Here is a 24,632-nt window from a genome sequence, read left to right on the forward strand (position 1 = left end):
TCTGACGCATAACCCCTGTGGGAGCGGGCTTGCTCGCGAAAGCTATTTCGGCAGCACTGGAGCTCGGGATCAGCTGCCACATTGGATCTGTGTCTGACGCATAACCCCTGTGGGAGCGGGCTTGCTCGCGAAAGCTATTTCAGCAGCACTGGAAGCTCGGGATCAGCTCGCTGGATCCGCCACAACCACCTTTGTGCGCTCCCGAACTCCACGTACCACCAGATACAACAAAGGCCCAATCGACACAAACACCGCCGTCAGCAGCAAATACGGCACCACCGACCACACAGACATCCCCCGCGACCGCGCATCCTTGACCATCCACACCCCGGCCAGCGTCGCCAGCAGATACAGATCAATCACCACCTGCGCCGTATCCGGACGCGACATCAGGCTGATGCCGAAGTCGATCAATGACTGTTCGGCCTGGAGCATCACCGACACGGTATAGCCGGTAAACGCAATCAACGCAGTGAGGGGCAGGGCGACAGACATCATGCATTCCTTCCTTGGGGTGATGAGCAGAATTGCCAGCCTATAGCGCCATCGCCAAATAAGCCATTGACGCGCGCACCGCCGTCGGGCTAATTTCAGGCCCATGACTTCCACCGTATTGCGCTGCCAGCCAAGCATTATTACCGCCATTCCTCATTTGGCGGGCTAGCTCACGACTGCAGCACCCAACCCGCCCTAGAGGCGGGGTTTTACTTTCTGTCTCCGGGGGTTTGATCAAAACGTCAGGAGACGACCATGCCGCACAGCCCCGACCAGCAAGCCCTGCTTGAGCAGTACGTGAAAAAGATCCTGGCCGCGCCGGTCTACGACATTGCCGTACGCACGCCGTTGCAAGCGGCGCCGGCACTGTCCGAGATGCTGGGCAACCGGATCCTGCTCAAGCGCGAAGACCTGCAGCCGACGTTTTCCTTCAAGATCCGTGGCGCCTACAACAGGCTGGTCCAGTTGAGCGATGCGCAGAAAGCATGCGGGGTGATCACCGCATCGGCGGGCAATCATGCCCAAGGCGTGGCGCTGGCGGCGCGGGAACTGGGGATCGCCGCGACCATCGTCATGCCCTCGACCACCCCCGAACTGAAAGTGCTCGGGGTGCGAAGTCGTGGCGCCGAAGCGCTGCTGCATGGCGAGAGTTTTCCATTTGCCCTGGCCCATGCGCTGCAACTGGCCGAGCAAACCGGGCGCACCTTTGTCTCGCCGTTCGACGACCCGGACGTGATCGCCGGCCAAGGCACGGTGGCCATGGAAATCCTGCGTCAGCATCAGGGTTCGCTGGATGCGATCTTCGTTCCGGTGGGCGGTGGCGGCTTGATCGCCGGCATCGCGGCGTACGTCAAATACCTGCGGCCGGAAGTGCGCATCATCGGTGTCGAATCGGAGCACTCGGCCTGCCTGAAGGCGGCGCTGCAAGCGGATGAACGGGTGGTGCTGCCCAACGTCGGGACGTTCGCCGATGGCGTGGCGGTGGCGCAGATCGGCGCTTATGGATTTGAAGTGTGCAGGTTTTGCGTGGACGAGGTGGTCACCGTCAGCAATGACGACCTCTGCGCCGCGATCAAGAATATCTACGACGATACCCGCTCGATCACCGAACCTTCCGGTGCGTTGGCGGTGGCCGGGATCAAACAGTACGTGGCCCGCACCGGTGTTCGGGAGCAGACCTTCGTCGCGATCGACTCCGGCGCCAACATCAATTTTGACAGCCTGCGTCACGTCGCCGAGCGCGCCGCAGTGTGTGGCGTCCCGGCGTGACAACGCTCAGGGCAGCAGTGGGCGCAGGAAACTGCGCTCGTAGCTGACGATGAACTTCTTCTGCACCAGTGATTCCACCAGCGCCGTGCTTTGCGGGTCGGTCAGCGCGATGTGCCGGTAGCTTTCGTAATCGGCCAGCGATGGAAAGCTGAACAGGCAATAAGCGATGTTGCTCGCGCCCTCGGAGGGCAGGAAGTAGCCGTGATGAGTGCCGCCCAACCGCTCGACGATGTCCAGCCAGGCCTTGGCGTAGGCCTCGAATTCGGTCAGTTGGTACGGATCGATCACGTATCGCACATGGCAGGTAATCACGTTTTGCGCTCCCGGTTCAGGTCATTCCGCGATGGCGGTGCCGACCTTGTCCGATGCCGACCAGATGCGGTAGCGCACCTCGACGTCTTTGGGGGCGTAAATCACCAGCGGCAGCTTGCTGTTGTAACGCAGCATGAAGCCGTCACCGACCACCGGGACAAAGGCGCGTTTCTTTTGGGAGCCAGGCGGGCAGGCCATCAGGGTGCTCATCGGGCCGATGACTTTTTCCAGGCGGTAGAACGGGTAGCCCCAGCCTTCGAGGTTTTTCTCGTCCAGAGCGCCGCCCAGTCGCTGGCGATTGCAGTCGACTTCCAGGGTTTTGCCGGCGAGGACTTCAACCTGGAAGTTCTCTTCCTGATCCTGCTTGGGCAGGTAGATGACCTGGCGGGTAAAGCCGTTTTCCGCCTTGGGATACGGCGCGACATCTTCGAGCTTGGCCGCGTGGGCGAGGGTGGACAGGCCGGCAACGAGCAGACCGATTGTCGCGCGAGCGCGTAAAGAACCCATGGAAGCCTCCTGGCGGGTGTAGGGTGGATGACGGGCATTCTCACTGTCATCAGCGATGAATGCAAACCGGCGTCGACTTGCAAATTGCAGTGCGCAAGCGGGTTCATCTTGCATTTTGCAACTGGTCAACCACTGGCCACAGCGCCAAGTGCTTGATTTATCGAGGGTCAAAACAACCCGATGAAAGGCACGCTTTATGCGTCTATTTGGTGCGGCGCACCGGGTTCGGGCGCCTACACTCCATGAGGCATTTCGCAGTACAACCGTTTGCCGCACCAGGGAATCAGCGGGGACACACCCGCGCAGGGGCAGCAAAAGCGGTCAACGTGAAGAGTTGATTGGCAGTTTCATCAATAAGGAGAGGTTCATCATGTTTCTGTCTGCCTTGGAACTACGCAATATCATTGAAAGCAGTTTTCTGCCTAAACGCTGCCAGTGCACGCTGTCGCCAGACTTGTCGATGACCGTCAAGGTATTCGGCGACCACCAGACTGACCAGGTCGACCTACACGTCAGCGGTATCGACGCCAGCCATTTGAATGGCTGTCGCGAAATCAACGACTTGATCGCCGGGTTGCGTTCGGACCTGGCGCAACAAACCATGCCAAACCATTACAGCCCGAGATCCAGAGCGGTTTAACTCACGGTTTCACCCAGTTCGACCGTCACGCGCCGGGCCTGCACAAAGCCAAGGCCCAGCGCGAACTCGACCAGCACCGCGAGCAGAATCCCGGGGCCGGCATGGCCGTTCAGCCACTCGCTGAAACCTAATACCGCCAAACCAAAACAACCGACGATAAACCCGTTGCTCAGGGCGTTGCGGCCCAGCGACGGCGGCGCGTTGCGCACCAGATAGAACATCACCCCCAACGCCGCAAACAGCACCGCGCTGCGCCGCGCGACAAACCCGGCAGCGCTCGAATACTCGATGCTCCAGATCGCCAGCAATACCTCCGGGAAAAAGCCCCAGACCAGCGCCAGCACAAAACACAACGAAGAAGTGATGATCGACAACGTGCGAAACGACAACTGCATGGCGAGTCCTTGCGGCAGTAAGAAGAAGGCCCCGAGCATAACCCGCGAGCCCTCCAGCGCCTACCGCAACGCCGCAAATCAGAGCCTTCTGTCAGTTCTGGTCACTGCAGGCGTCGGACATTTTCCGGTAGGTGATTTCCTCAGGCTTCCCGGCATTGTCGACGTACTTCATGTCAGCAGTAACGACTTTGCACTGACGAGTGGGTTGCTCGGTCATGAAGATCACTTTGTTCACATGCAACGGCATGCCGTACTGATAGGGAACCGGCTTGGTTGCAGCGGTGGTGTCATTGGCCTGAGCCAGCCCCGCGAAGGCGGTGCAGGCGAGAGCGGAGGTGAGCAACAGCGTGCGAATGTTCATGAATCGGACTCCCGTGCGACGGAATGAGCGTTCGGCGCAATACGGCCAAACCTGCCGCACTCGGCGTCAGCCAAGGGCTGAGGTGTGCGGTTCAGTACAGTTTTGGACTGCGGCGTTAAGTGATGGTTAACCTGGCTGAACGCCGGCTGTCAGGCAGAGGGGGGATTTCTCGAAGGGTAGGGCTGAAACCTCGAAGCAGCCAATGCTGGCACCCGTCGGGGCAATGACAGATACCGCAAGCAACCCTCGGATGTGCACGCGGTTAAAGTTTAAGCCTGATGAGCTTTTCACCACGAGCGCTCACTGGAAACGGAAGCTCATCGGTCTCCTGATAAGCCTCGTTTTTGCCGTAACGCAGGTACTTGTGTGAACTTTCATGGCCGACGTTCAAGAAAATCACCTGTGTGCCTTGAGTGCTCAGCCATATCCAGCCTGGACGGTTCCTTTCGGCAAAACTGATCCGGTTGACCTTTCGCTCGGCCGCATCGTAGTAAAACAAAAGTCCCTGAATGTAGTTGGACGTGAATTCACCCGAGACGACGAGCGCGTTCGAGTGCTTATCGAGAGCCACGCACTTCCAGTGAACATCACTACCGCGAGAGGCATCCGAATCCTCGTACAGGAACTGGAGTCCGTGAGCTTCACGCACTTTGTAAACACTCGAGCCGCTGAACGCATCACCACGCAGCAGAGAAATCCGGTGGTCAGCAGCCAGATCACAGCGAGTCAACGTCGAGAACGGCACCGGCGTCGCCCAGACTTGAAAGCACAGTGTCGTAAGGGTTATCCCGGCCAGGCAGCGCTTGAAAAGTCGCATCATTCAGTGCACACGCCGTGGTCGAAAGGAACACGGCGGTCTCACCACCGAGGTTCCGTCCGCCAATTCGAACGACACATCTGGCGCATTTTTTACAAGCTTGTCCAGTTTATTCATTTTCCAATCTCAATGTGCTTCGATGCGGTACACCAGACCGTGGATCTGGCCTTGCCGGTGGCGCCGAAGGTCAGGATGCCGGGTTTGTGCGTCAGCGATCGATAAACCTCACCTACCGTATGGCCGTGGTATGAAGTCATGTATCCGAATCGGATACATGCTCCACTTGAGTTCTTACCCCAAACCAGCGTAGCAAGGCTTCAGGTTCAAACTGAAAGGCTGCGTTCGCGCTCTAAATCAATCAGCCTTGTGGTGGGGCCATCAGATCGTAGTCTTTCGGTAACAATTTCAGGCCAGCGATTACGTGAACGACGCTTTGCCCTCTCATATACAAATTCCTGGATCTTATTGGAAGGGTAAAAAATGATGTTGCTTATTAGCATTAGTGCGTCAGTGCCGGTAAGGAAATTTTTTCCGCCACTAGCTTCTTTTTTGTTTTGGATTATTTTTTGCCAGGCACTTAAATTTTCAGACTGCTTTAGATTTAATGCTAATTGGCTTTTCACAAACTCATCCGACTCGCTATGTTCTCCATTGTGGTCGAACCAAGGCCCATTGTTCATGTAGGAGCGAATATATTCCCAGAATCCTTTTTGCATGTTTAATGATTTGCCTGCTGGTGTAACAAGGCTGACCATGATTGAGTTTTCAGGTTCTCCCAATCGCTTCATCAATACTTCGAGTGAGGTGTGTCGAATGTTGCCAGAGTAGAGGCCTACAATCTCAAATTCACAGGCAATGGCTTCTATTCCTTGCCATGGTGTGTGATAAAGCTCGCCGTCGTTATCGAAGTAAACTTCTTTAGTTCTTCGGTTGAAGATCACAGGAAGCGGCAGTGCTCGTCTCGCTTCAATAACAATCGGCACTATGAATAAAGGTGTGCCAAGGATTAGCATCCAGACAGCCCCATCCCACTTGCCGAGCAGCGCCATCCACACTCCAGTTATAAGAGCGATTAAGGCTGAAACTCCACCAAGCAGACCACTGAGTAATCCACGATTATGATCTCCGCCATTTTTTAGCGATAGATAGTTTTCTGTGTGTTCATCAGTAACGAAGAGTTCAATGGGCGGTTGGTCGGTAGGTGTGACGGATGTCAATGGATGAGTTTTCATGGGTTTGGTGTTTGGTGTCTGTTAAGAAGTAAATTAGAAATAAAGCAAGAGGGTGGAGGGTAAGTTGAATTCCAGTTCTTGTGATCTTTTTTTGCTTGATTCATGCTACTTGCCAATATTAGGTTTTCCATTAAAATCAATTTTAATGACTGCGCGTGAGAAGCTGGAGGCTTTCAGTTTACTAAACTGGTAAGCCTCGTTCGCGCTCAAGGTCAATTAAACGCGAGGTTGGTCCATCTTTACGTAAACGCTCAGTAACTATTTGTGGCCAAAAATCTCGCGTTTTGCGCTTTACATAGTCGTACGTTAAATCTTGTATGGCGTTTGTCGGGTAAAAAAGTATATGTCCAACAAGCATGAAGGCGTCGGATGCGCTTAGATAATTAGATCCGTCATTGTTTGTTTTTTCTTTTATTGTTTTTTTCCAGTACCCCAGAAAGTCAGACTTTCGGATGTTGCTAGAAAGAGTTTGCCTTATGAAGTCATCTGAATCGCTGTGCTGCCAATTTTTATCGAGCCAAGGTCATAGCTGCGGATGTACTCCCAGAATCCTTTCTGCATGCTTAGAGTCTTTCCCATAGGTGCGCCTAAACTTACCATTAATGAGTTTTCTGGTTCGCCAAGACGTTTTACTAGAATTTTGAGCGAGGCATTATTCATGCTGCCTGTGTAAATTCCGGTCATTTGAAATTCGCATGCAATCGCTTGAATATCATCCCACGGCGTATGGAATAATTCACCGTTCTGATCAAAGTAAACTTCCCTTGTCCTACGGTTAAAAAGAACAGGCATGGGCAGAGGCTTTCGTGTTTCAAAATAAAAAGGAACTAGAAACATGGCGATACCTAGAGAGGTACAAAGTCCAACTAGATCCCAGCGCCCTTTTATGATCGTCATTAGCGCTAGGGCGAAACTTGATAATGAGCCTACTCCAGCCGCCATGCCGGTAATGCTACCGCGATCTGAATCACCGGCAATCTGCAAAGTTAAAAAATTTTCAGTATGTTCATCTGTGATGAATAATTCGCATGGGGGTTGTCCAGTGCTCTTGTTTGCTTTCAGGACAAAACTTGAGGAGTCTCCATACTTTGAGGCTGCTCGAGCGATTAAATCTTTCATATCCATGCGATTTCCTTGATATTGCTATCGTCGGCGAACTCGGATTTCACCGCGCCCTCGGGCAGGATTTTCGGTTCTTAGAAGTCGTATTCACGGCAGTTGACGCAGGTTGTACGGGTTTCCAGACGCAGGTTGAACAGTTGATCACTGGTTTGCCGGCGTTCATGCTTGAGTCTTGCTAACTCACCGCTTTAAGTTTGGCGGAGCACCGTCCGGTACTCGAACAGCAGTGGATAAGGTGCAGGTCGGACACGTGGCTGCGCGCAGTAGTCGCACTGCGGGTATTCGGTGCCGACCTGAAAGCTTTAGGCATCGGTCAGAATGCCACGATCGTCCAACACTTGGTCGATGATCTTCGGCACTGTGAGGTTCTAGATTAACGTCCCAGTTTGTCAGGGAAAAAGGACAGGGGCGGATGAGTGTCTTTCCATTCTTGCGCAACAGTTTTAGACTGTTCAATTTGTTCTGGTGTCATTTTTTCAGCAATTTTATCGATTTTACGATCAACATAATCTTGCACTCCGCCGCTGTCACCGAGTTCCTTTAACAAAGAGAAAATAGCGTAGCCTTTAACTAAATCCAGTGGGTAGCCAACTTTGTCAGGAGTATGTGAGGTGTACGCTCCATAGTTGCTCATGGCTTCTTGTTCGCCGGTTGCTGCGGCCACTTCAAGCCAATGTCGAATGCTCTCCATTTCTCCTTTTTCATACAGTGTTTCTAGATATTCCATCATGGCTTTTGGGTTGCCACCCTCGGAAGAGAGTAGTAGCCATTTTCTTACTGACGCATCACGTCCTCCAGGAATGAAGAAGTAACCTTCACCCTGTCTTTCACTTACAGCCATCCAATATTGCGCGAGTGGATATCCTGCATTTGCAGATTTCTCTAGCCACTGATGATCCAAGGTGATTTCATACATTAAATACAGAGACTCTGGATCGCCATTATTCGCCTTCGGCAAAGTGATTTTCTTGGCTTCCATGAACCACTCTGCTTGAGTTTTTTGAGACGGTGGGCAGTTTTCCATTGTTGCGCAAAGATCGTTTTTTGCTCGGCCCAATTGAATCATAGCGTATATAGAGCCACTCATGGCAGCCGTTTCGTACCAGTGCTGTGCTTCAGGCGTCATATAGCGACTGCGCCTTCTTAGAGCTTCGCCTAAGTAGTACTGCGATTCCGCGCTTCCAGATCGTGCTTCTTCTTCTAATGTGGTGAAGGCTGTATCAAACTTAAACTGATTGTATAGGATAATACCCGGAGAGACTTCGTGTGCCGGCTCCGACGCAGAAGCAGGAGTGGCGGCTATACAAACTATCGCGGTTATGAAGTAGTTGATTAGCTTCACTGGCATTAATATCCTAGTTTGTCCGGATAAAATGAGAGAGGCGGGTGCGTGGACTTCCACGTTTTAGCGAGGTTTTTTGCTTCTGCTATCTGTTCTTTGGACATATTTTTTTCAACTTCTGGTAACGTATCGTTAACGTTGTTTATTACGTTGCCGCCACCGTCAAGTTCTAGCAGGTTCGATAATAGAGCATATGATTTTACTGGGTCTGATTGGAAACCGTATGTTGGTTCAATCCCACCAATGTAGGATGCATAGCCAAAAACTCCGGATACGTAGCTTAAAGTTGCAGCTTTTTCATTCCAAAATCTGAAAGACGATAAATCATTTTTTTCAATCCTGGCTGCTGCGAATCCCATCATGCCTGGAGGATAGCCATTTTCTGCAGACGCCTTCATCCATTTTTCGATTGCATCAGATCTTCTTGATGGAAGCAGGAATGCGCCACCCCCTTCTTGATATTTAGTGGCTAAACGAAATTGCGCCAAAGCGAACCCGCGTTCAGCAGATTTTTCTAACCAGTCATCGTTACCTGTTATTTCCCATAACAGGTACATTGACTCAGCATTTCCTTTGGATGCTTGTTCTGTTGCAAGCTCTTTAGCTTTGTTCGTCCACTCTTCGGGCGAATGCTCTGTAGGAGAACAATTCTTCATGGTTACGCACAAATCTTCGTTCGCTTCTCCAAGCCGAATCATCGAATAGATATTGCCTTTTTTTGCAGAATCCTCATAAGCTTTTTGTGCTTCTTGAGTCATGTAACGGTTGTTTTTTCTTAATGCTTCCCCTAGGTAGTAAAGTGCGTCGTCGTCACCACCATCGGCTGCGATCTTTAGGAAATCAATTGCGGAAATAGCTTTGTATTGATTGTAAAGTTCAATACCTTTTTTTTTGGCTTCTTCTTGCTGCTGGGTGAGAGCGGCATTCGCAGTGTTGCAGAGAAATAAGAAGAAAATACAGAGAGAGGTGTTAAGTAATTTTGTGATTTTCAATTTGGTTTGCTCGCTGGAGCTGAGTATCTTACTGACGGTTTTGGTATGTAGCTGTTTTCGTGCATAACAATTTTACAAGAGCCATCAAATGGCTCACCTAATAGCGAGGCGTTTTTCTTGTAACGAGTTCTCATTGTGTTCCCTAGCGCGTCAATTAAATTAAGCACGGGCTCGCTCATGAAATTATCGAGGAGATAGCGGTTCTCGCAGTATTTTTGACCGATATCAACGGGTTGTACTCCGAATTTATTCATGCATGCGCAGGCGAGTTCAAATTGTTTTTGAGCTTCTAGGAGACTTCCTTTGTTTTTAGCGTTGGTGGTGATGTAAGTTATTATAATTTCAATTGCTGTTTGCTGGGCTAAATACGATTCTTGCCTGGTGTATTTTTTCTTACCTTCTTTTGAGGTGCTGGCTGCACCTTGCTTTGCTGACGCGATGGTGAACTCCTCTGGGGTAGACATTAGTGTCATTAAAATCGGCCCTAATGCTTCTGGAGTTGCTTCTATTACCCATTTTTTTAACTCATCGGGATTTTGGTATTCAACAATCGCATGAGCAATAGGACCACCTTTTCCGCTACTTGTCATCGTCTCATACAAGCTCATGACCAAATCCCAACCCATGAGATAGGCCATTTCCACATTAAGCCCGGCTGCTCCTAAAACATTAAGAGTTGATGCATATTTCCCTGCTTCGGGTTCCATCCATTCAATTTTTCTACCTTTTGCCTTATGAAGTTCTTTTCGATACAAGTTGATGATATCAACCACCGCCTCATAACCAATCTCAAACTTAAAGCTGCCGTTAGCACCAGGGCCCAGTACTACCGCAGCCTTCAAATTGAGAATAAAGCGTCCCTTATCAAGAGAGATCTGCGCAGTTCCCTGGAATCCCGCACCCAACGCAACCCCGACAGACCCACTCAGCTTGGCAAGGGTCAACCATGGATTTGCTTTCTTCGCATCTTTGTCACTGCCGATGCCCATCGTTGGCGCGGTACGCAGGGCGACGAGTTCTTTTGGTGGTGCCCAGTTCAGTGCTCCGGTGAGTTCGATAGCGGCTTGCAAGCCTCCAAACACATTGAAGCTGGCTTTTGCACCGTTTTCGATTTGCACTTTGGCGAATCGTCCGCCCCGCAGTTGATCTGTGCTTTTGGAGTCGGCATAGGTGCCGGATTTGGACTTGTGTTCAAGATCGGGAGTAGGGCTGTTGTCGCCGCTGTCGGCCTTGGCTTTCTTGGCCGCATCGTGATCTGCGCGTTCTTCTTTGGCAGAGGCGTCTTCACGCTGTGCGCGTTTGACCGGGCTTAGAGCTGCGCCGTATTTGACGTTGCCGAAGATCGGGCTCAACTCGACGGTACCCGCCAGCAGCAGCGATGCCCCAGCGTAACCCCAGGCTTTCACACCAAAGTGAAAGGAGAACCGGCCGAAGCTCATTTTTTGGGGCACGCCGTCCAAAGAATAATCCAGCGTGATCTCTTTAGCGCTCGCTTTGGCAGGCATGTCGATTTTCATCAACTGTACTTCGCCGCGCGCCAAGTCCAGGCTTAGCCCTATATTGGCCGACATTTGAAAGCCTTCAGCGGCGGACATTTTCGGGCCTTCCAGCTTCACTTCACCGTGAATGCTTGGCTGGGGAGGGGTCAGGGCGCGGACGAATTGAGCTTGAGGGCTGTTATCGAACAGCCTGACTTTGCCGCGCACACTTTTCTTGAATACCAGTTGCTGAAGGTGCTTGCCCCAATTGGCTAATGTTGCACTGTTCTCCAGTTCAGTGACTTTGTAGCCCTGTTTTTTCAAATAAGCGTAGAAATCGTTGACTTTGAACCAACCTTTCTTATCAAAACAGTCACCTACCTGATCGCTGAACTTGATTGCGCCCTGCGCAAGAAGCCATTCGCGGAATGAGCTGTTTTCACCGTTTTTATCAGAGCCTTCTGTAGCGTCGGCAGGTAGGCTTTTAACGACTTTTTTTATCGAGTTGGCTGCACTTTTTGAATCCTCCTTCATGATCTTTTTTGCGTCTTTCAGGTTCGTCATGCTGAACCAGCTCAAGGGCGTACCCTTGGCGTCCGAAAGACTGACTTCACGCAGAGGGAAACCGGGTTTCACCATACGGTCGACGGGTTTGGGCTGAAACTCCTCCGGCTCCCAGATCAGGTGAAGTCTTGGTGTGGCTGCGTCCGCATTGTTCTGGGCGGTTACCTGGAGGTCGTCCTTGATTTTTTGCAGGCGATCCCACTCGGTTCGCTCAACGTCGACCAAGCCCGCCGGGGCCTGGGCATTTTGACCGGTCGCCTCGATCCAGCGTTTGTATTTCTCTTGAAGCTGCGCCGTGACTTCTGCCTGTTTCTTCTCGGTGTCCAGGTACAACTTGAATTGCGCGATGCCTGATGGAAGGCCGTCACTGATTAGCGCGAACTCCGGGAGTGCGATGCCGTATTCCGATGCTTTTATAATCGACTCAGTGTAAGCATGGAAACTCAGGGCATCGGCGTTCTTGTGCAGTGTGTAAACGTACGCGACGAGATCCGCGGTGCAATCGTTCATGCCGCTGCAGATGTTTTCGTAACTTTTTTTCTGTTCAGCCAGAGCCTTCGCGACGTCGTCCATTGGCACTTGCTTGAAGTCTTTGTTGCTGAGTAATTTTTGCCGAGCTTCGAGATACGCTTGCACGCGGGCGCGGACTTCAATTGCCTCTTTGGAGTACAGTGATCCACTTTCGTAGGAGTAGCCTTGAAGCTTCGCAGCTTTTATCGCTTCTTTTTTCAGCGCAAGCCACTCAGCCCGCTGTTTGTGATAATCGACGAACTCTTTGCGGATACTTTGCTGGGTAGCTATGTCCGCATTCAAACGGTCTATGCGCGATTGGGCCGTATCTTGCTGAGGAGGTTGCGCAGGAGCGGCTGCCGGCTTGTTTCGATTGGCTTCGTTTTGTCTCTTTTTAGCGGTGGCGGGATCGATTTCGATCTCATCTCCCATCGCCTCGAACTCTTCCATACGGGTACGTTGGGCGCCCGTTAGGAAGTTGCTCAACTTTGGTTCGAGGAAGTATTCAAGCAAACCCGACTCTTGCAGTCCGTTGAAGCGTGCATCACGCGCCTTGTTTGGCGCGATCATTTTCTCCAGCGCGAACATCGACTCTTTGATGGCGGACACCGCACGCTCAGGGAGCAGCCAGAACTCTTGTTCCTCCGTTGCATAAATAGCGCTCGCGAAAGTCTTGTCGCAAGCGGGGGCGTGGGGCTTAAAGGTCTTCGAGGACCCATCTGGAGTTTCCTTGACCGGATCCAGTTCAACCAGGTCTTTGGCCGAGCACTGACTTGCGGCTTTCGCAGGCGTCTCGGCAGGTGCCTTAGGCGCAGCGGGCGTCGAAGCGGCGGGTGTGGCTGAGGCGGCTTGCGTGCTTTTAGGGACGCTCAGGTTCCATCCGACTTTGACGTTGTTCGGATTGGTGATGAAGGGGTTGAGTTGGCGAAGCTGCGCCACGGTGCTGTTGTAGCGCGAGGCAATCTGGCTCAGGGTTTCGCCGGGCATGACGGCGTGATTCGTGATTTCCATGGTGATTCCGTTCTGTTGTCGCGTCGCCGTTAACGTTGGGCGACGGCGGCTGATTCCAGGAGCCGATCTACTTTGATAAACGACTCGTCCTTTGATTGCAGGATCGCCATGATCTCCGGTTGTGTTTCAAACAGCGGGCCGTTCACGGCATGACCAAGCTTGAGCAGGTGATCACCTTCATAGATGTTGCTCTTGAGCAGAAGGTCGAGGTTGTCGGCGATATCGTTCAGACGATCATCATTCGGCTCTTCAAAAGCTGTGTATTCCTCATCCACCCAATACAGCCAGCCGAGGCGCGCTTGAACTTGCGCGGCTACCTCCGGAAGGTTGAAAAGTGCTTTGTCATCTGGCCACGTCGATTCTTTGTTGGCTATCCAGGCCAACCATGGACCACGTTGCTCGCCGAAGTTCTTTGGCGCGGGGGAGTAAACGGCGCTCCAGCAGCCCAGTAACTGATCAAAGGTTTTATCGGCGGTGTAGGCCAATGCTGCCCACAGGCTTGGTTTGTGGTAGCTCAACAAACTCTGCCCTCCAGAACCGTCGTTGGCTCTGAGGAGCCAGCGTGCGTGAGCCAGGGCTTTTTCCGGGTCAGGTGTTGAGATTGCAATTCCCGAAAAGTGTTCCTCACAAAGTTTTGTCGCTTCTGCGGCCAGTTTGCTACCTCTGGGGGCGAGCAACCACAATGGCCCCTCAGGAATCTCTGCGAAGTCAGTACCGAAGAACAGCCCCTGGGAAACAACGGGTTCACCGACTCGATAGAGCCGGCTCAAGGCTTGCGGCTGGAGGCCCTGATCGATGATGAAGCACAGCGATTCGCTTGCAGCCGGCAGATCCGGGAAGTTGTAGCGAGGCTCTGCCAAGAGAGCGCTCAGCGCTTTTACATGCATGTGCAATCCTTACGGCTGCAAGCGCCGTTGCTTTGTTTGCCGCACAGCGGTGTGATGCCTGATTCATTGAGACGAGCGGGTAGCGGTGCTTTACCCGCCTTATCCGCATCCGCCACTTTCATCGGCCCCGGCAGCAATGGCGCTGCCGGCGTACCTACGCCCGGTGCGCCGCCGGTGTTGATCTTCACCTCGGCGCCGCTGATGGTCACGCCACCGGCGTCGACCTTGACGAAGCTGCCGCCCGCTTTGGCGGTCAACTCCATTGCGCCTTCGACCACGACCTTCTGGCCGGCGTAGTAATGGATTTCGCTGCCGGCTTCGACGAATTGTGCCGTCCCCACCTTGAGGTGCTGGGTGACTGCAACAGTCAAGTGATCATCCGCCCGCATCTCACTGACACGATCCAGATGGGTAATCCGGTGTTCCTCAACCTTGAACTCGCTCAGGGTGTTGGCTTCAACCGTGTCATGCCGCTCATTCCCAACGCGGATCTTCTGGTCGTGCTCGATGTTCTCGTCCCAGTCGCGCTGAGCATGGATATAGATCTGCTCCACGCCCTTTTTGTCTTCGATGCGGAACTCGTTATAGCCCTTGCCGCCCGGGGAGCTGAGGGTTTTGAAGGTGCTGCGGGTCTTGTTCGCCGGCAGGTCGTAGGGGACGACGTTTTCCTTGTGGTACAGGCAGCCGGTGACGAGTGGCTGGTCGGGGTCGCCTTCGAGGAAGGTGACGAGTACTTCCATGCCGATGCGCGGGATGGCGATGCCGCCGTAGGCCGCGCCGGCCCAGCCGCTGGCGACGCGTAGCCAGCAGGTGGTTTTGTCGTCGCTTTGGCCGTCGCGGTCCCAGTGGAACTGGACTTTGATGCGGCCGTACTGGTCGCAGTGGATTTCTTCACCTTTCGGGCCGGTGACGACGGCGGTCTGGCTGCCGAGGACTTTTGGTTTCGGGTGTTCGAGGGCAGGGCGGTAGTGCGCATCCCACGGCGTGGCGAGGAAGCTGTTGCGGTAGCCCTGGTGGAAATCGCTTTTGTTGTCGGTAACGTCGCTGGTGACGTTCTCGCCCAGCACTTGCGGTTGTTTGCCTTCGTGAAAGACTTCCAGCAGCAGCCACAGGTCGTTCCATTCAGCGCGCGGGTGTTCGGCCAGGGTCAGGAAGTGGCCGCTGGTCAGGGTCGGTTCGTCACCTTTGCCTTCGGCGAGTTTGTAGTCGCTGCGATGACGTTCAAGGGCGCGGGTCGAGAGGAATTTGCCGCGTTCGCGGGTGGTGAAGCGACCGGGGTAATCGTAGTCTTCGAGGTCCGGGGCGAACTCGGATTTGACCGCGCCTTCGGGCAGGATCTTCGGTTTTTCGAAGTCGTAATCACGGCGGCTGACGCGGGTGGTGCGGGTTTCCAGGCGCAGGTTGAAACGCTTGATCACTGGTTTGTCGGCGCTCATGCCGGAGTCTTGCTGGTAGCTCACGGCCTTGAGTTTGCGGAACACCGTCTGGTCGTCGCCGAACACCAGTTTGTGCCCGCTGCTGCTGTGCTGGAAGTGGAAGTGAATGCCTTCCTCTTCGCACAGGCGCTGGATGAAGTGCAGGTCCGACTCGTCGTACTGCACACAGTAATCGCGCTGCGGGTACTCGGCGTTGAGCTGGAAGCTGTAAGCGTCGGCCAGAATGCCGCGATCTTCGAGGACCTGGGCGATGATCTTCGGCACGGTGAGGTTCTGGAAAATCTGCTGGTCATGATTGTGCCGCAGATAGGCCAGTTGCGGCACCAGGCTGATGCTGTAACGGGTCAGGGTCTTGCCGGAATCGCCTTGCTCGATGCGGTACACCAGGCCGTGGATCTTGCCCTCGCCGGTGGCACCGAAGGTCAGCACGCCGGGCTTGTGCAGCAGCTCTTCGAGTTTGAGGTCGGGGCGGGCGCTGACCAGTTCGAGGTCGAAACGGAAAGGCTCGTTGAGGGCTTCGCGACCGGTGAAGCTGAGCACTTGCAGGTCGGCGGAGGCGCCTTCGAGCGTAAGGGTAATGTGGGTAGCGTTGGCGTCCGGCATGCCTTGAATTCCGTCCGTTGAATAAGCAGGTGACGGATGATGGAGGATTAAACCGCCTCGTTCAAGGCGCAAATGCCGTAGGGCCGGGGGCCGCAGGGCATAGGGAAAACCCTTATATCGGCGATTTCGCCTAATGAAACCGGGCACTTCGTCGTCATGAACGCGTGTCGAACGCGCAGGTCGGGCCAGCCCTGCGCTGAAGAATGATCGGTCAGTTTCAGACTAAAGTCGCCTTCAGCCCGTCAAAGCCATCCGCCATCATTGCGCCTCACCCCTGCGTGTCCACTTCTTCCCGGCTGTTTTTGACCCGGGACGGGAGCTATTTTTCTGGCTAACTGCGCCCCGGCGCAAACGCTGTACTGTTGGAGTTTTTCATGCGTCCCCCATTTCCCCTCATCACCCCGCGCCAGGCGTTTGGCTTCGGAGCCGTTGTGCTGTGCGCAGGTTTTGCCGCGCAGGCTCAGGCCAGTGGTTTTCTCGAAGACACCACGGCGAAAATCGAATCGCGCACGGTGTACTTCAACCGCGATTTCCGTGATGGGCACACCTCCAGCGACCAGGGCGCTTCCAAGCGTGAAGAGTCGGCACAGGGCTTCATTCTCAATCTGCAATCGGGCTACACCGAGGGCACGGTCGGCTTCGGTCTCGATGCGCTGGGCATGCTCGGCTTTCAGCTCGATTCCAGCCCTGATCGCAGCAACAGCGGCTTGCTGCCGTCCAGCGGCGAGAACCCGCGCGGCTCGAAGGGCCAGTACGCGAAAATGGGCCTGACCGCCAAGGTCAAAGTCTCGGACACGGTGCTGAAGTACGGCGCGTTGCTGCCGGATCTGCCGCTGCTCAAGTACAACGACGGTCGTTTGCTGCCGACCATGTTCAACGGCGCCATGCTGACCTCCAAAGAGGTCAAGGATCTGACCTTCATGGCCGCGCGTCTGGACAAGTACACCGCGCGCGATTCCACCGATTCGCAAGACATCCGCGTGCACTGCAAGAACAAGCGCTACGCCTGTAACACCACCGCCGATCATTTCGACATGTACGGCTTGGACTACAAGATCAACGATCGCCTGACCACGCAGTATCACTACGCGGAGCTGGAAGATATTTACCGTCAGCACTTCATCGGTTTGCTGGGCAATCAGCCGTTGGGCGACGGCGTATTGAAGGCTGACCTGCGTTTGATCAAGAGTGCCGACAGCGGCGCTGAGCGTGCCGGCTCCATCGACAACCGCGCCTTGAGCGGCATGCTCTCGTACGGCATCAGTGGCCACACCTTCAGCGCCGGCTGGCAGCGCATGAACGGCGACAACTCGATGCCGTACCTCGATGGCAGCAATCCGTATCTGGTCAACTACGTGCAGGTCAACGACTTCGCCGCGGCGCAGGAGCGTTCCTGGCAGCTGCGTTACGACTATGACTTCAAGGCCATCGGCATCAACGGCCTGAGCTTCCTGACCCGTTATGTGAACGGTGACCACATCAAGGTCCCGGGCAGCGATCAGGAAGGCAAAGAGTGGGAACGCGACAGCGAGCTGAAGTACGTGATCCAGACGGGCACGTTCAAGGATGTCAGCTTGCGTCTGCGTAATGCGACTTACCGCACCAACTATGAAAAGTTTGCGCGGGATGTGGATGAGACCCGGTTGATTGTGAGTTACAACTTTTCGGTGTTGTAACCCTTAGAGTTGTGGCGCCTGGGAGACCGCTATCGCGAGCAGGCTCACTCCTACAGGGATCGATGGCGAACACGCTATTCGCGTCTACCAAAATCCCTTTGTAGGAGTGAGCCTGCTCGCGATTGGGTCCGAAAGCCACCGCTACAACCAATGCCAGAACCGGCTCCAGAAGCCCCGATTCAGGTCTTCCTTGCACCCGGCATACTGCCGCGCATACACGTCGGACCGCACCTGTACCTTGCGTGCAGTCGGCATCAGCCAGGCCTTGCTGGCGTAGGTCTTGTTGCGGAAACCGCCCCAGCCTTCGTGGTAGTTGAGGTACTGGTTATAGGCGTCGTACTTGTACACGCCGTTGATCGAGGTGGTCTTGTCCATGTACCAGCCGACGAAGTCGATGGCATCGTCGAAGTCTTCGCGGTCGGCGCCGTGTCTGCCGGTGCTTTTCTGATAATCGGACCAGACTTCATCCTTGGCCTGAGCGTATCCCGACGCCGTCGTGACCCGACCCCACGGGATCACCCACAACAGGTATTTGCGCGGCGTCTTGGCGTCGTAGCGGTAGCCGGACTCCTGATACATGATCGCGAAGGGCACCTGGATCGGTACGCCCCAGCGCTTCTGCGTGACTTGCGCGGCGTCGTACCAATCGCTTTTCTCGCGGAAGATTTCGCAGATGTCTTCAGGCGATCGCGGCGGCGAGGTGCCGCAACCGCTGAGTAATCCCGCCAGTATCAAAAGTCCCGCCGTCCGCCCCGAAATCAAACTGTCATCCCCATGCGCGCAAAAAGGGCGACAGTCTACGCGCTCAGTTCAACTGGTGACGATAGGGTAAATCCGGACCGGTCTTGCTGCACGTAAGGGCGGCCGCCTGTACGGCAAACCTGAGCATTGCGTCGATCTGCTCGCGGCTGAGTTGTTGCACACCTTCAACCGAGTCCAGGTCTTGCTCGGTCAGCCAGGTGATCAACGCGGCCTGGAAGGTATCGCCGGCGCCGACGGTATCGGCGATTTTCACCGAGCACGCCGGCACCGACCACGAACCATGCGCGCGGCTGAACGCGGTCGCGCCTGCACCGCCACGGGTCAGGAACACCACCTGGCAGCGATGCTGCAGCCAGCCTTCGATGACCCGTTGTGGGTCTTGCTCGGGATACAGCAGGCTCAGGTCTTCATCGCTGACCTTGATCATGTCGGCCAGTTGCACCAGGGTCGCCACGCGCTCGCGCCACAGGTTGATGTTCGGCTCGGGGTTGAGGCGCACGTTGGGGTCGAGGGTGATCAGGCGCTTGCCGCTTTCGCGTTGCACCAGGGTCAGCAGGGTGTCGGCAATCGGTTGCACCACCAGCGAGAACGAGCCGATGTGCAATCCGCGCACGTCCGCGCCAAGCTCCGGCAGATGCGCAACGCTCAACTGGCGATCGGCACAGCCTTCACCGCGAAAGCTGTAATGCGGCGAACCATTGGCGCCGACCGCGACCATCGCCAGGGTGGTCGGCGCGGCGAAGTCCAGCAGATAGTCCGGGCGCACACCTTCTTCGCGCAGCACTTGCTGCAAACGCCGGCCCAGGTAATCCGTGGACAGCCCGGCAAACAGCGCTGAATCCACACCCAAGCGGCGCAAACCGACGGCGACGTTGAACGGCGAGCCGCCGGCAATCGCCTTGAAATTCACTTTTGAGGCCAGACCGCTGGCATCGTCTTCGCTGAAGAAATCGAACAGGGCTTCGCCACACACCAAATACATAATTGTTTGCTCTTTATAGGGTTGCGACATGCTGTTGATAGCGTTCATAGACCTGCTGGAACGCCGCGACATTGGCGGCAACCGGCAGGGTTTCACTGCTCAGGTCGAGCTTCACGCAGCGTTCGCACAGGGTCGAAAGGCTGTCTTCGTGACCGTTCGACCATGACTTGCACCACGCTGCCTGAATCGCTGCGCCAAGGGCTGCGGCTTCGCTTTGCTCGGTGCAGATCACCGGGGTGTTCATGATGTCGGCAACGATCTGCCGCCACACCGCACTTTTCGAGCCGCCGCCGATCAGGCAAATGCTGCGGCTTTGTAAACCATTGTGGCGCAACAGATCCAGTCCATAACGCAAACCGAAGGTCGTACCCTCGACCGCGGCACGACACAGATTGGCCTGGGTCAGGTTGCTCAGGGTCAGCCCGTGCAGGCTGCCGGTGGCATGGGGCAGGGCGGGGACGCGTTCACCATTGAGGAACGGCAGCATGCTCACGCCTTCGGCGCCGATGGGCGCCTGGGCGACGAGGTCGTTGAACTGTTGCAGATCGAGGTCGAACAGCTCGCGGATGGCCCCGGTGGCGTTGGTCAGGTTCATGGTGCAGATCAGCGGCAGCCAGCCACCGCTGGAAGAGCAGAACGTCGCGACCGACGCATCCGGGCTGACCTTCGGCGCCTCGGCGTAGGCGTACACCGTGCCGGAGGAGCCGAGGCTCATGGTAATCGCTCCCGGCTGAATGTTGCCGGTGCCGATCGCGCCCAGCATGTTGTCGCCACCGCCGCTGGAAACCAGCGCATTCGGGTTGAGGCCGAGCTGTTCGGCAATCGCCGGCAGCAGCGTGCCGACCGCCTGATGCGCGTCGACCAGCTCCGGCAACGCCGCTTGCAGGCGCCCCGTGGCGTCGATGTCGCGCAGCAGTTGCAAGTCCCACTGACGGCTGCGCACGTTGAAATAACCGGTGCCGGAGGCGTCTCCGTATTCGCTGCAGGCGCGGCCGGTGAGCCAGAAGTTCAGATAGTCGTGGGGCAGCAGGATGCGTGCGATGCGTGAGAACAGTGCCGGGTGCTGTTCTTTGGTCCACAGCAGTTTCGACACGGTGTAGCCCGGCGCGATGACCACGCCGAGGCGCTCCAGCGAACCTTTTTCACCGCCCAGGTGTTTGAGCAGACGGTCGTTTTCGTCAGCGGTTTCGGTGTCGCACCACAGCTTGGCCGGGCGCAGCACCTGGCCCTGGTCGTCGAGCAGTACCAGGCCGTGTTGCTGGCCGGAGACGCCGATGCCAAGGATCGACTGGCCGTCGATATTGGCCGCGAGCAAGGCGCGGCGGGTGGCGAGGGTGAAGGCTTCGAGCCATTGCTGGGTGTCTTGCTCGCGGCGGCCGTTGGCGCCGCTGATCATTGTGTGCGTGGCGGCGCCCTGACCGAGCACCTGACCGCTGGCGGCATCGAGGATGATCGCCTTGGTGCCCTGGGTGCCGCAGTCGATGCCGAGGAAGAGTTGTCGGGTTGTCACAGTGAGGTCCTCAGGGTGTCAGGTCTGCCAATGTGAGGCTGCCATTCGCGAGCAGGCTCACTCCCACATTTTGAAATGCGTTCCTCTGTGGGAGCGGGCTTGCTCGCGAAGGCGTCAGTCGTCTCAGCGCTGGACTCAGGCCAACACCCGCTCCAACGTGCGCGTCACACCCACCTCGCGCAAACTGTCGCAGCACCATTCGAACGCCGCAACAAACTCCGCCGAACGTGGAATTGCCGTGCCGAAAATCTCTTCGACCGCCAACAACCGTTGGGTGATTAAAGCATCGTCCGCCACCAACGCCTGACAAAACGTCGCCCGTGGATCCGGGATCGAATAGGTATCACCATTCTCATCCACCCCCTTCAGATACAGCGCCCAGGCCGCCACCACCAGCGCCGCGCGTTTGGTCTCACGGCCGTCGGCAATCAAGCGATTGATCGTCGGAATGGTGAACTTGGGAAACTTCGACGAGCCGTCCGAGCACACCCGCTCCAGTTGATCGGCGATTGCCTGATTGGAAAATCGCGCCACCAGCGTGTCTTTGTAATCAGTCAAATCAATGCCTGGTACCGGCGCCAGTTGCGGGGTGACGTCGAGGTCCATGTAGGCGCGCATGTAGCGCACGAACAGCGGGTCGTTCATGGTTTCGTGGACGAAGCGATAGCCCTTCAAAAAGCCCAGGTAGGTCAGGGCCAGGTGGCTGCCGTTGAGCAGTTTGATCTTCATTTCTTCGTAAGGCGAAACGTCATCGGTGAACTGCACGCCGACCTGTTCCCAGGCCGGACGACCGTTGACGAATTTGTCTTCCAGCACCCACTGCACAAACGGCTCGCAGACCACCGGCCAGGCGTCGTCCACCGCGTGTTTGTCGGCCAGTTGCAGGCGATGCGCGGTGCTGGTCATCGGCGTGATGCGGTCGACCATGGCGTTGGGGAAACTGACGTTCTGCTCAATCCAGTCGCGCAGCCCTTTATCACGCAGGGTCGCGAAAGCGAGTAGTGCCTTGCGGGTCACTGCGCCGTTGTGTGGCAGGTTATCGCAGGACATGATCGTGAACGCCGGAGTGCCTGCGCCGCGGCGTTTCTCCAGTGCCGAGCAGAGGAAACCGAATACGGTTGTCGGTGCGCCCGGGTTCGCCAGATCGTGCAGGATCTGCGGCAAGTGCGCCATGAATTCGCCGTTGCTGTCATCGATGCAGTAACCGCCCTCGGTGATGGTCAGCGAGACGATGCGGATCTGCGGATCGGCGAGTTTGTCGATCAGCGCCTGTGCGCCATCCTCGGCCAGGAGCATGTCGCGAATCGCGCCGATCACCCGTACTTCGGTGTCATCGCTGTCGCCGAGTTCGAACAGGGTGAACAGGTAGTCCTGCTCTTTGAGATCGTCACGGGCACGGCGGTCTTCAGCGCGCAGGCCGACACCGCAAATGGCCCAGTCCAGAGCCTGACCGGTGTTCATCAGCGCATCGGTGTAATACGCCTGATGCGCGCGGTGGAAGCCGCCGACGCCAATGTGTGCGATGCCCTGGCGGGTGTCGCTGAGGCTGTAGGCCGGCAGTTGCACCTCGGGAGCGAGGCGATGCAGGTTGTGTCTGTTCAGTTTCATCGGGCAAGTCTCGAAATTCAGGCCGCCGCGCGCAGCGGGCGGGTCAGCGCCACGCCGTCGGCGTCGAACAGGTGGCAATGGCTGGCGTCCAGGTGCAGGTTCAGTTGCTCGCCATAGCGGCTCCCGAGGGCACCGCGTACACGCATGGTCAGGGCTTCGCCGGCGTTGGTGGTGACGTGGCAGAAGGTGTCGCTGCCGAGGCGTTCGCTGACGTCGGCGGTGACTTGCAGGGTACAGTCGCCCGGTTGCGCCAGTTCCAGATGCTCCGGGCGAATGCCCAGGGTCACGGCGCTGCCGACGCTCAGATTGGCGGCGTTGAACGGCAGGGTGATGCGCGTTCCGGCGTCCAGCGACACTTCGCAGCTCTGGCCGTCGACCCGGGCGATCCTGCCCTTGAGGAAACCCATTTTTGGTGTGCCTAGGAAACCGGCGACGAACAGGTTGGCCGGGTTGTGATAGAGGTCAAGCGGCGAGCCGACCTGCTCGATCTTGCCGCCATTGAGCACCACGACCTTGTCAGCCATGGTCATTGCTTCGACCTGATCGTGGGTCACGTAGATCATGGTTGCCTGCAGGTCCTTGTGCAGGCGCAGCAGCTCCAGTCGCATCTGCACCCGCAGCGCGGCGTCGAGGTTGGACAGCGGTTCGTCGAACAGGAAAATCTTCGGATTGCGCACGATCGCCCGGCCGATGGCGACACGTTGGCGCTGCCCGCCGGACAGTTGTTTTGGCTTGCGTTCCAGCATCGGCCCGAGTTCGAGAATGCGCGCCGCTTCGCCGACTTTCTTTTCGACTTCGGCTTTTGGCACACCCGCCAGATCGAGGGCGAACGACATGTTTTTCTTTACGGTCATGTGCGGGTACAGCGCGTAGGTCTGAAACACCATCGCCAGATCGCGCTTGGCCGGGCTGACTTCGGTGATGTCGCGGCCATCGAGTTCGATGGTGCCGCCGCTGACTTCTTCCAGGCCGGCAATCAGCCGCAGCAGGGTGGATTTGCCGCAGCCGGACGGGCCGACGAAGACCACGAATTCCTTGTCGTTCACCTCAAGGTCGATGCCCTTGATGATGGAGAAACCTTCGAAGCCTTTTTGCAGATTGTTGATTTTCAGGTTGGCCATGATGATGGGCCTCCAGGTGTTGTTATTCGTTTGAGCCAGACGGGCTTTTCTGTAGGAGTGAGCCTGCTCGCGATAGGGCCATGTCAGCCGACATCGCCGTTGAATGACACTCCGCTATCGCGAGCAGGCTCACTCCTGCAGGGGATTGTGTTGAGTTGGTGAGATTCATTTCACCGCGCCAAAGGAGAGGCCGCGCACCAGTTGTTTCTGGCTGATCCAGCCGAAGATCAGGATCGGCGCACAGGCCAGGGTCGAGACCGCCGACAATTTGGCCCAGAACAAGCCTTCAGGACTTGAGTACGAGGCGATCAGCGCGGTCAGTGGCGCGGCTTTCGACGAGGTCAGGTTCAGCGACCAGAACGCCTCGTTCCAGCACAGGATCAGCGACAGCAGCACGGTCGAGGCGAGGCCGCCCTTGGCGATCGGCAGCAGCACGCGGACCATTTCCTGCCACAGGGTGGCGCCGTCGAGGCGGGCGGCTTCGAGGATGTCTTTGGGGATGTCCTTGAAGTAGGTGTAAACCATCCAGACCACGATCGGCAGGTTGATCAGGGTGTAGATCACAATCAACGCGATGCGCGTATCGAGCAGACCGAAACTCTTGGCCAGCAGGTAGATCGGCATCAGCACGCCCACTGGCGGCAGCATCTTGGTCGAGAGCATCCACAGCAGCGTGCCCTTGGTGCGCTGGGTTTCGTAGAACGCCATCGAGTAGGCGGCGGGCACCGCGATCAGCAGACACAGGGCTGTAGCGCTGAACGAGATCACCACCGAGTTCCAGGCAAAACTGAAGTAGTCGCTGCGCTCGTTGATGTGCAGGTAGTTTTCCAGCGTTGGCGTGAAGATGAATTGCGGCGGCGTGGCGAAGGCGTCGATTTCGGTCTTGAAACTGGTCATTACCATCCAGAAGATCGGGAAGAAAATCACGATCGCGATGGCCCAGGCCAGGGTGCCGAGCAGCAGGCTTTGCAGCCGGCGGGATTGTTGAAGAGTCATGGCA

The 24,632-nt window shown here is 56.1% G+C and carries 21 protein-coding genes and 1 pseudogene; 3 read left to right on the plus strand and 19 right to left on the minus strand.

Features of this window, described 5'->3' with window-relative positions:
- Window positions 1–162: 162 nt before the first annotated feature.
- Window positions 163–498, minus strand: coding sequence for a DUF2834 domain-containing protein (locus tag PseAD21_RS13570; protein ID WP_102356131.1), 336 nt, complete (start codon window positions 496–498; stop codon window positions 163–165).
- 252 nt (window positions 499–750) lie between these two features.
- Here PseAD21_RS13570 and ilvA point away from each other — a divergent pair.
- A pseudogene (ilvA, locus tag PseAD21_RS13575) lies at window positions 751–1,740 on the plus strand (threonine ammonia-lyase, biosynthetic); the annotation flags it as partial.
- Window positions 1,741–1,770: 30 nt separating this feature from the next.
- On the opposite strand, the gene PseAD21_RS13580 reads toward ilvA, so the two are convergent.
- The gene (locus tag PseAD21_RS13580; protein WP_102356133.1) at window positions 1,771–2,076 is read right to left on the minus strand and encodes an NIPSNAP family protein; all 306 of its coding nucleotides are present in this window, start codon (window positions 2,074–2,076) and stop codon (window positions 1,771–1,773) included.
- 21 nt (window positions 2,077–2,097) lie between these two features.
- A complete protein-coding gene (gene eco, locus PseAD21_RS13585; RefSeq protein ID WP_102356134.1) occupies window positions 2,098–2,583 on the minus strand; it encodes a serine protease inhibitor ecotin in 486 nt (161 codons plus the stop codon).
- A 370-nt stretch (window positions 2,584–2,953) separates the two neighbouring features.
- Here eco and PseAD21_RS13590 point away from each other — a divergent pair, with 370 nt between their 5' ends.
- The gene (locus tag PseAD21_RS13590) at window positions 2,954–3,223 is read left to right on the plus strand and encodes a DUF1652 domain-containing protein (RefSeq protein WP_102356135.1); all 270 of its coding nucleotides are present in this window, start codon (window positions 2,954–2,956) and stop codon (window positions 3,221–3,223) included.
- Here PseAD21_RS13590 and PseAD21_RS13595 read toward each other — a convergent pair.
- The 10 genes from PseAD21_RS13595 to PseAD21_RS13640 all read right to left on the minus strand — a co-directional run bounded on the left by PseAD21_RS13595 (window position 3,220) and on the right by PseAD21_RS13640 (window position 15,973).
- Window positions 3,220–3,618, minus strand: a complete 399-nt coding sequence (locus PseAD21_RS13595) for a hypothetical protein (protein ID WP_102356198.1) — start codon at window positions 3,616–3,618, stop codon at window positions 3,220–3,222. The genes PseAD21_RS13590 and PseAD21_RS13595 overlap by 4 nt on opposite strands.
- Window positions 3,619–3,709: 91 nt before the next feature.
- The gene (locus PseAD21_RS13600; protein ID WP_102356136.1) at window positions 3,710–3,979 is read right to left on the minus strand and encodes a DUF2790 domain-containing protein; all 270 of its coding nucleotides are present in this window, start codon (window positions 3,977–3,979) and stop codon (window positions 3,710–3,712) included.
- A gap of 262 nt (window positions 3,980–4,241) precedes the next feature.
- On the minus strand, window positions 4,242–4,799 hold the full coding sequence (locus tag PseAD21_RS13605; protein WP_102356137.1) for a hypothetical protein: 558 nt from the start codon (window positions 4,797–4,799) through the stop codon (window positions 4,242–4,244).
- A gap of 320 nt (window positions 4,800–5,119) precedes the next feature.
- Entirely contained in the window at window positions 5,120–6,028 is a 909-nt protein-coding gene (locus tag PseAD21_RS30035; protein WP_256588145.1) for a hypothetical protein, read from the minus strand.
- Window positions 6,029–6,502: 474 nt separating this feature from the next.
- Entirely contained in the window at window positions 6,503–7,153 is a 651-nt protein-coding gene (locus tag PseAD21_RS29770) for a hypothetical protein (RefSeq protein WP_256588146.1), read from the minus strand.
- A 370-nt stretch (window positions 7,154–7,523) separates the two neighbouring features.
- Window positions 7,524–8,498, minus strand: coding sequence for a tetratricopeptide repeat protein (locus PseAD21_RS13620; RefSeq protein WP_102356138.1), 975 nt, complete (start codon window positions 8,496–8,498; stop codon window positions 7,524–7,526).
- Window positions 8,498–9,484: a tetratricopeptide repeat protein gene (locus PseAD21_RS13625; RefSeq protein WP_256588148.1), complete on the minus strand. Its 987-nt coding sequence runs from the start codon at window positions 9,482–9,484 to the stop codon at window positions 8,498–8,500. The genes PseAD21_RS13620 and PseAD21_RS13625 overlap by 1 nt, the downstream gene beginning before the upstream one ends.
- Window positions 9,481–13,047, minus strand: a complete 3,567-nt coding sequence (locus PseAD21_RS13630; protein WP_102356139.1) for a LysM domain-containing protein — start codon at window positions 13,045–13,047, stop codon at window positions 9,481–9,483. Before PseAD21_RS13630 ends, PseAD21_RS13625 begins: the two co-directional genes overlap by 4 nt.
- A 29-nt stretch (window positions 13,048–13,076) precedes the next feature.
- A complete protein-coding gene (locus PseAD21_RS13635) occupies window positions 13,077–13,934 on the minus strand; it encodes a DUF4123 domain-containing protein (RefSeq protein WP_102356140.1) in 858 nt (285 codons plus the stop codon).
- Window positions 13,925–15,973, minus strand: coding sequence for a type VI secretion system tip protein VgrG (locus PseAD21_RS13640; RefSeq protein ID WP_102356141.1), 2,049 nt, complete (start codon window positions 15,971–15,973; stop codon window positions 13,925–13,927). The genes PseAD21_RS13635 and PseAD21_RS13640 overlap by 10 nt, the downstream gene beginning before the upstream one ends.
- 374 nt (window positions 15,974–16,347) lie before the next feature.
- On the opposite strand from PseAD21_RS13640, the gene PseAD21_RS13645 reads away from it, so the two are divergent.
- On the plus strand, window positions 16,348–17,649 hold the full coding sequence (locus PseAD21_RS13645) for an OprD family porin (protein WP_102356142.1): 1,302 nt from the start codon (window positions 16,348–16,350) through the stop codon (window positions 17,647–17,649).
- A 141-nt stretch (window positions 17,650–17,790) separates the two neighbouring features.
- On the opposite strand, the gene PseAD21_RS13650 is transcribed toward PseAD21_RS13645, so the two are convergent.
- The 6 genes from PseAD21_RS13650 to PseAD21_RS13675 all read right to left on the minus strand — a co-directional run bounded on the left by PseAD21_RS13650 (window position 17,791) and on the right by PseAD21_RS13675 (window position 24,628).
- Window positions 17,791–18,411, minus strand: a complete 621-nt coding sequence (locus PseAD21_RS13650; protein ID WP_102356143.1) for a hypothetical protein — start codon at window positions 18,409–18,411, stop codon at window positions 17,791–17,793.
- A 43-nt stretch (window positions 18,412–18,454) separates the two neighbouring features.
- Entirely contained in the window at window positions 18,455–19,393 is a 939-nt protein-coding gene (locus PseAD21_RS13655; RefSeq protein WP_102356144.1) for a carbohydrate kinase, read from the minus strand.
- Window positions 19,394–19,406: 13 nt separating this feature from the next.
- Window positions 19,407–20,903: a xylulokinase gene (xylB, locus tag PseAD21_RS13660; protein ID WP_102356145.1), complete on the minus strand. Its 1,497-nt coding sequence runs from the start codon at window positions 20,901–20,903 to the stop codon at window positions 19,407–19,409.
- A gap of 135 nt (window positions 20,904–21,038) precedes the next feature.
- Window positions 21,039–22,511, minus strand: coding sequence for a mannitol dehydrogenase family protein (locus tag PseAD21_RS13665; protein ID WP_102356146.1), 1,473 nt, complete (start codon window positions 22,509–22,511; stop codon window positions 21,039–21,041).
- A 17-nt stretch (window positions 22,512–22,528) separates the two neighbouring features.
- A complete protein-coding gene (locus PseAD21_RS13670; RefSeq protein WP_102356147.1) occupies window positions 22,529–23,632 on the minus strand; it encodes an ABC transporter ATP-binding protein in 1,104 nt (367 codons plus the stop codon).
- A gap of 165 nt (window positions 23,633–23,797) precedes the next feature.
- A complete protein-coding gene (locus PseAD21_RS13675) occupies window positions 23,798–24,628 on the minus strand; it encodes a carbohydrate ABC transporter permease (protein ID WP_034154211.1) in 831 nt (276 codons plus the stop codon).
- Window positions 24,629–24,632: the final 4 nt, after the last annotated feature.

This window comes from Pseudomonas sp. AD21 (genome assembly GCF_002878485.1).
GTDB lineage: Bacteria > Pseudomonadota > Gammaproteobacteria > Pseudomonadales > Pseudomonadaceae > Aquipseudomonas.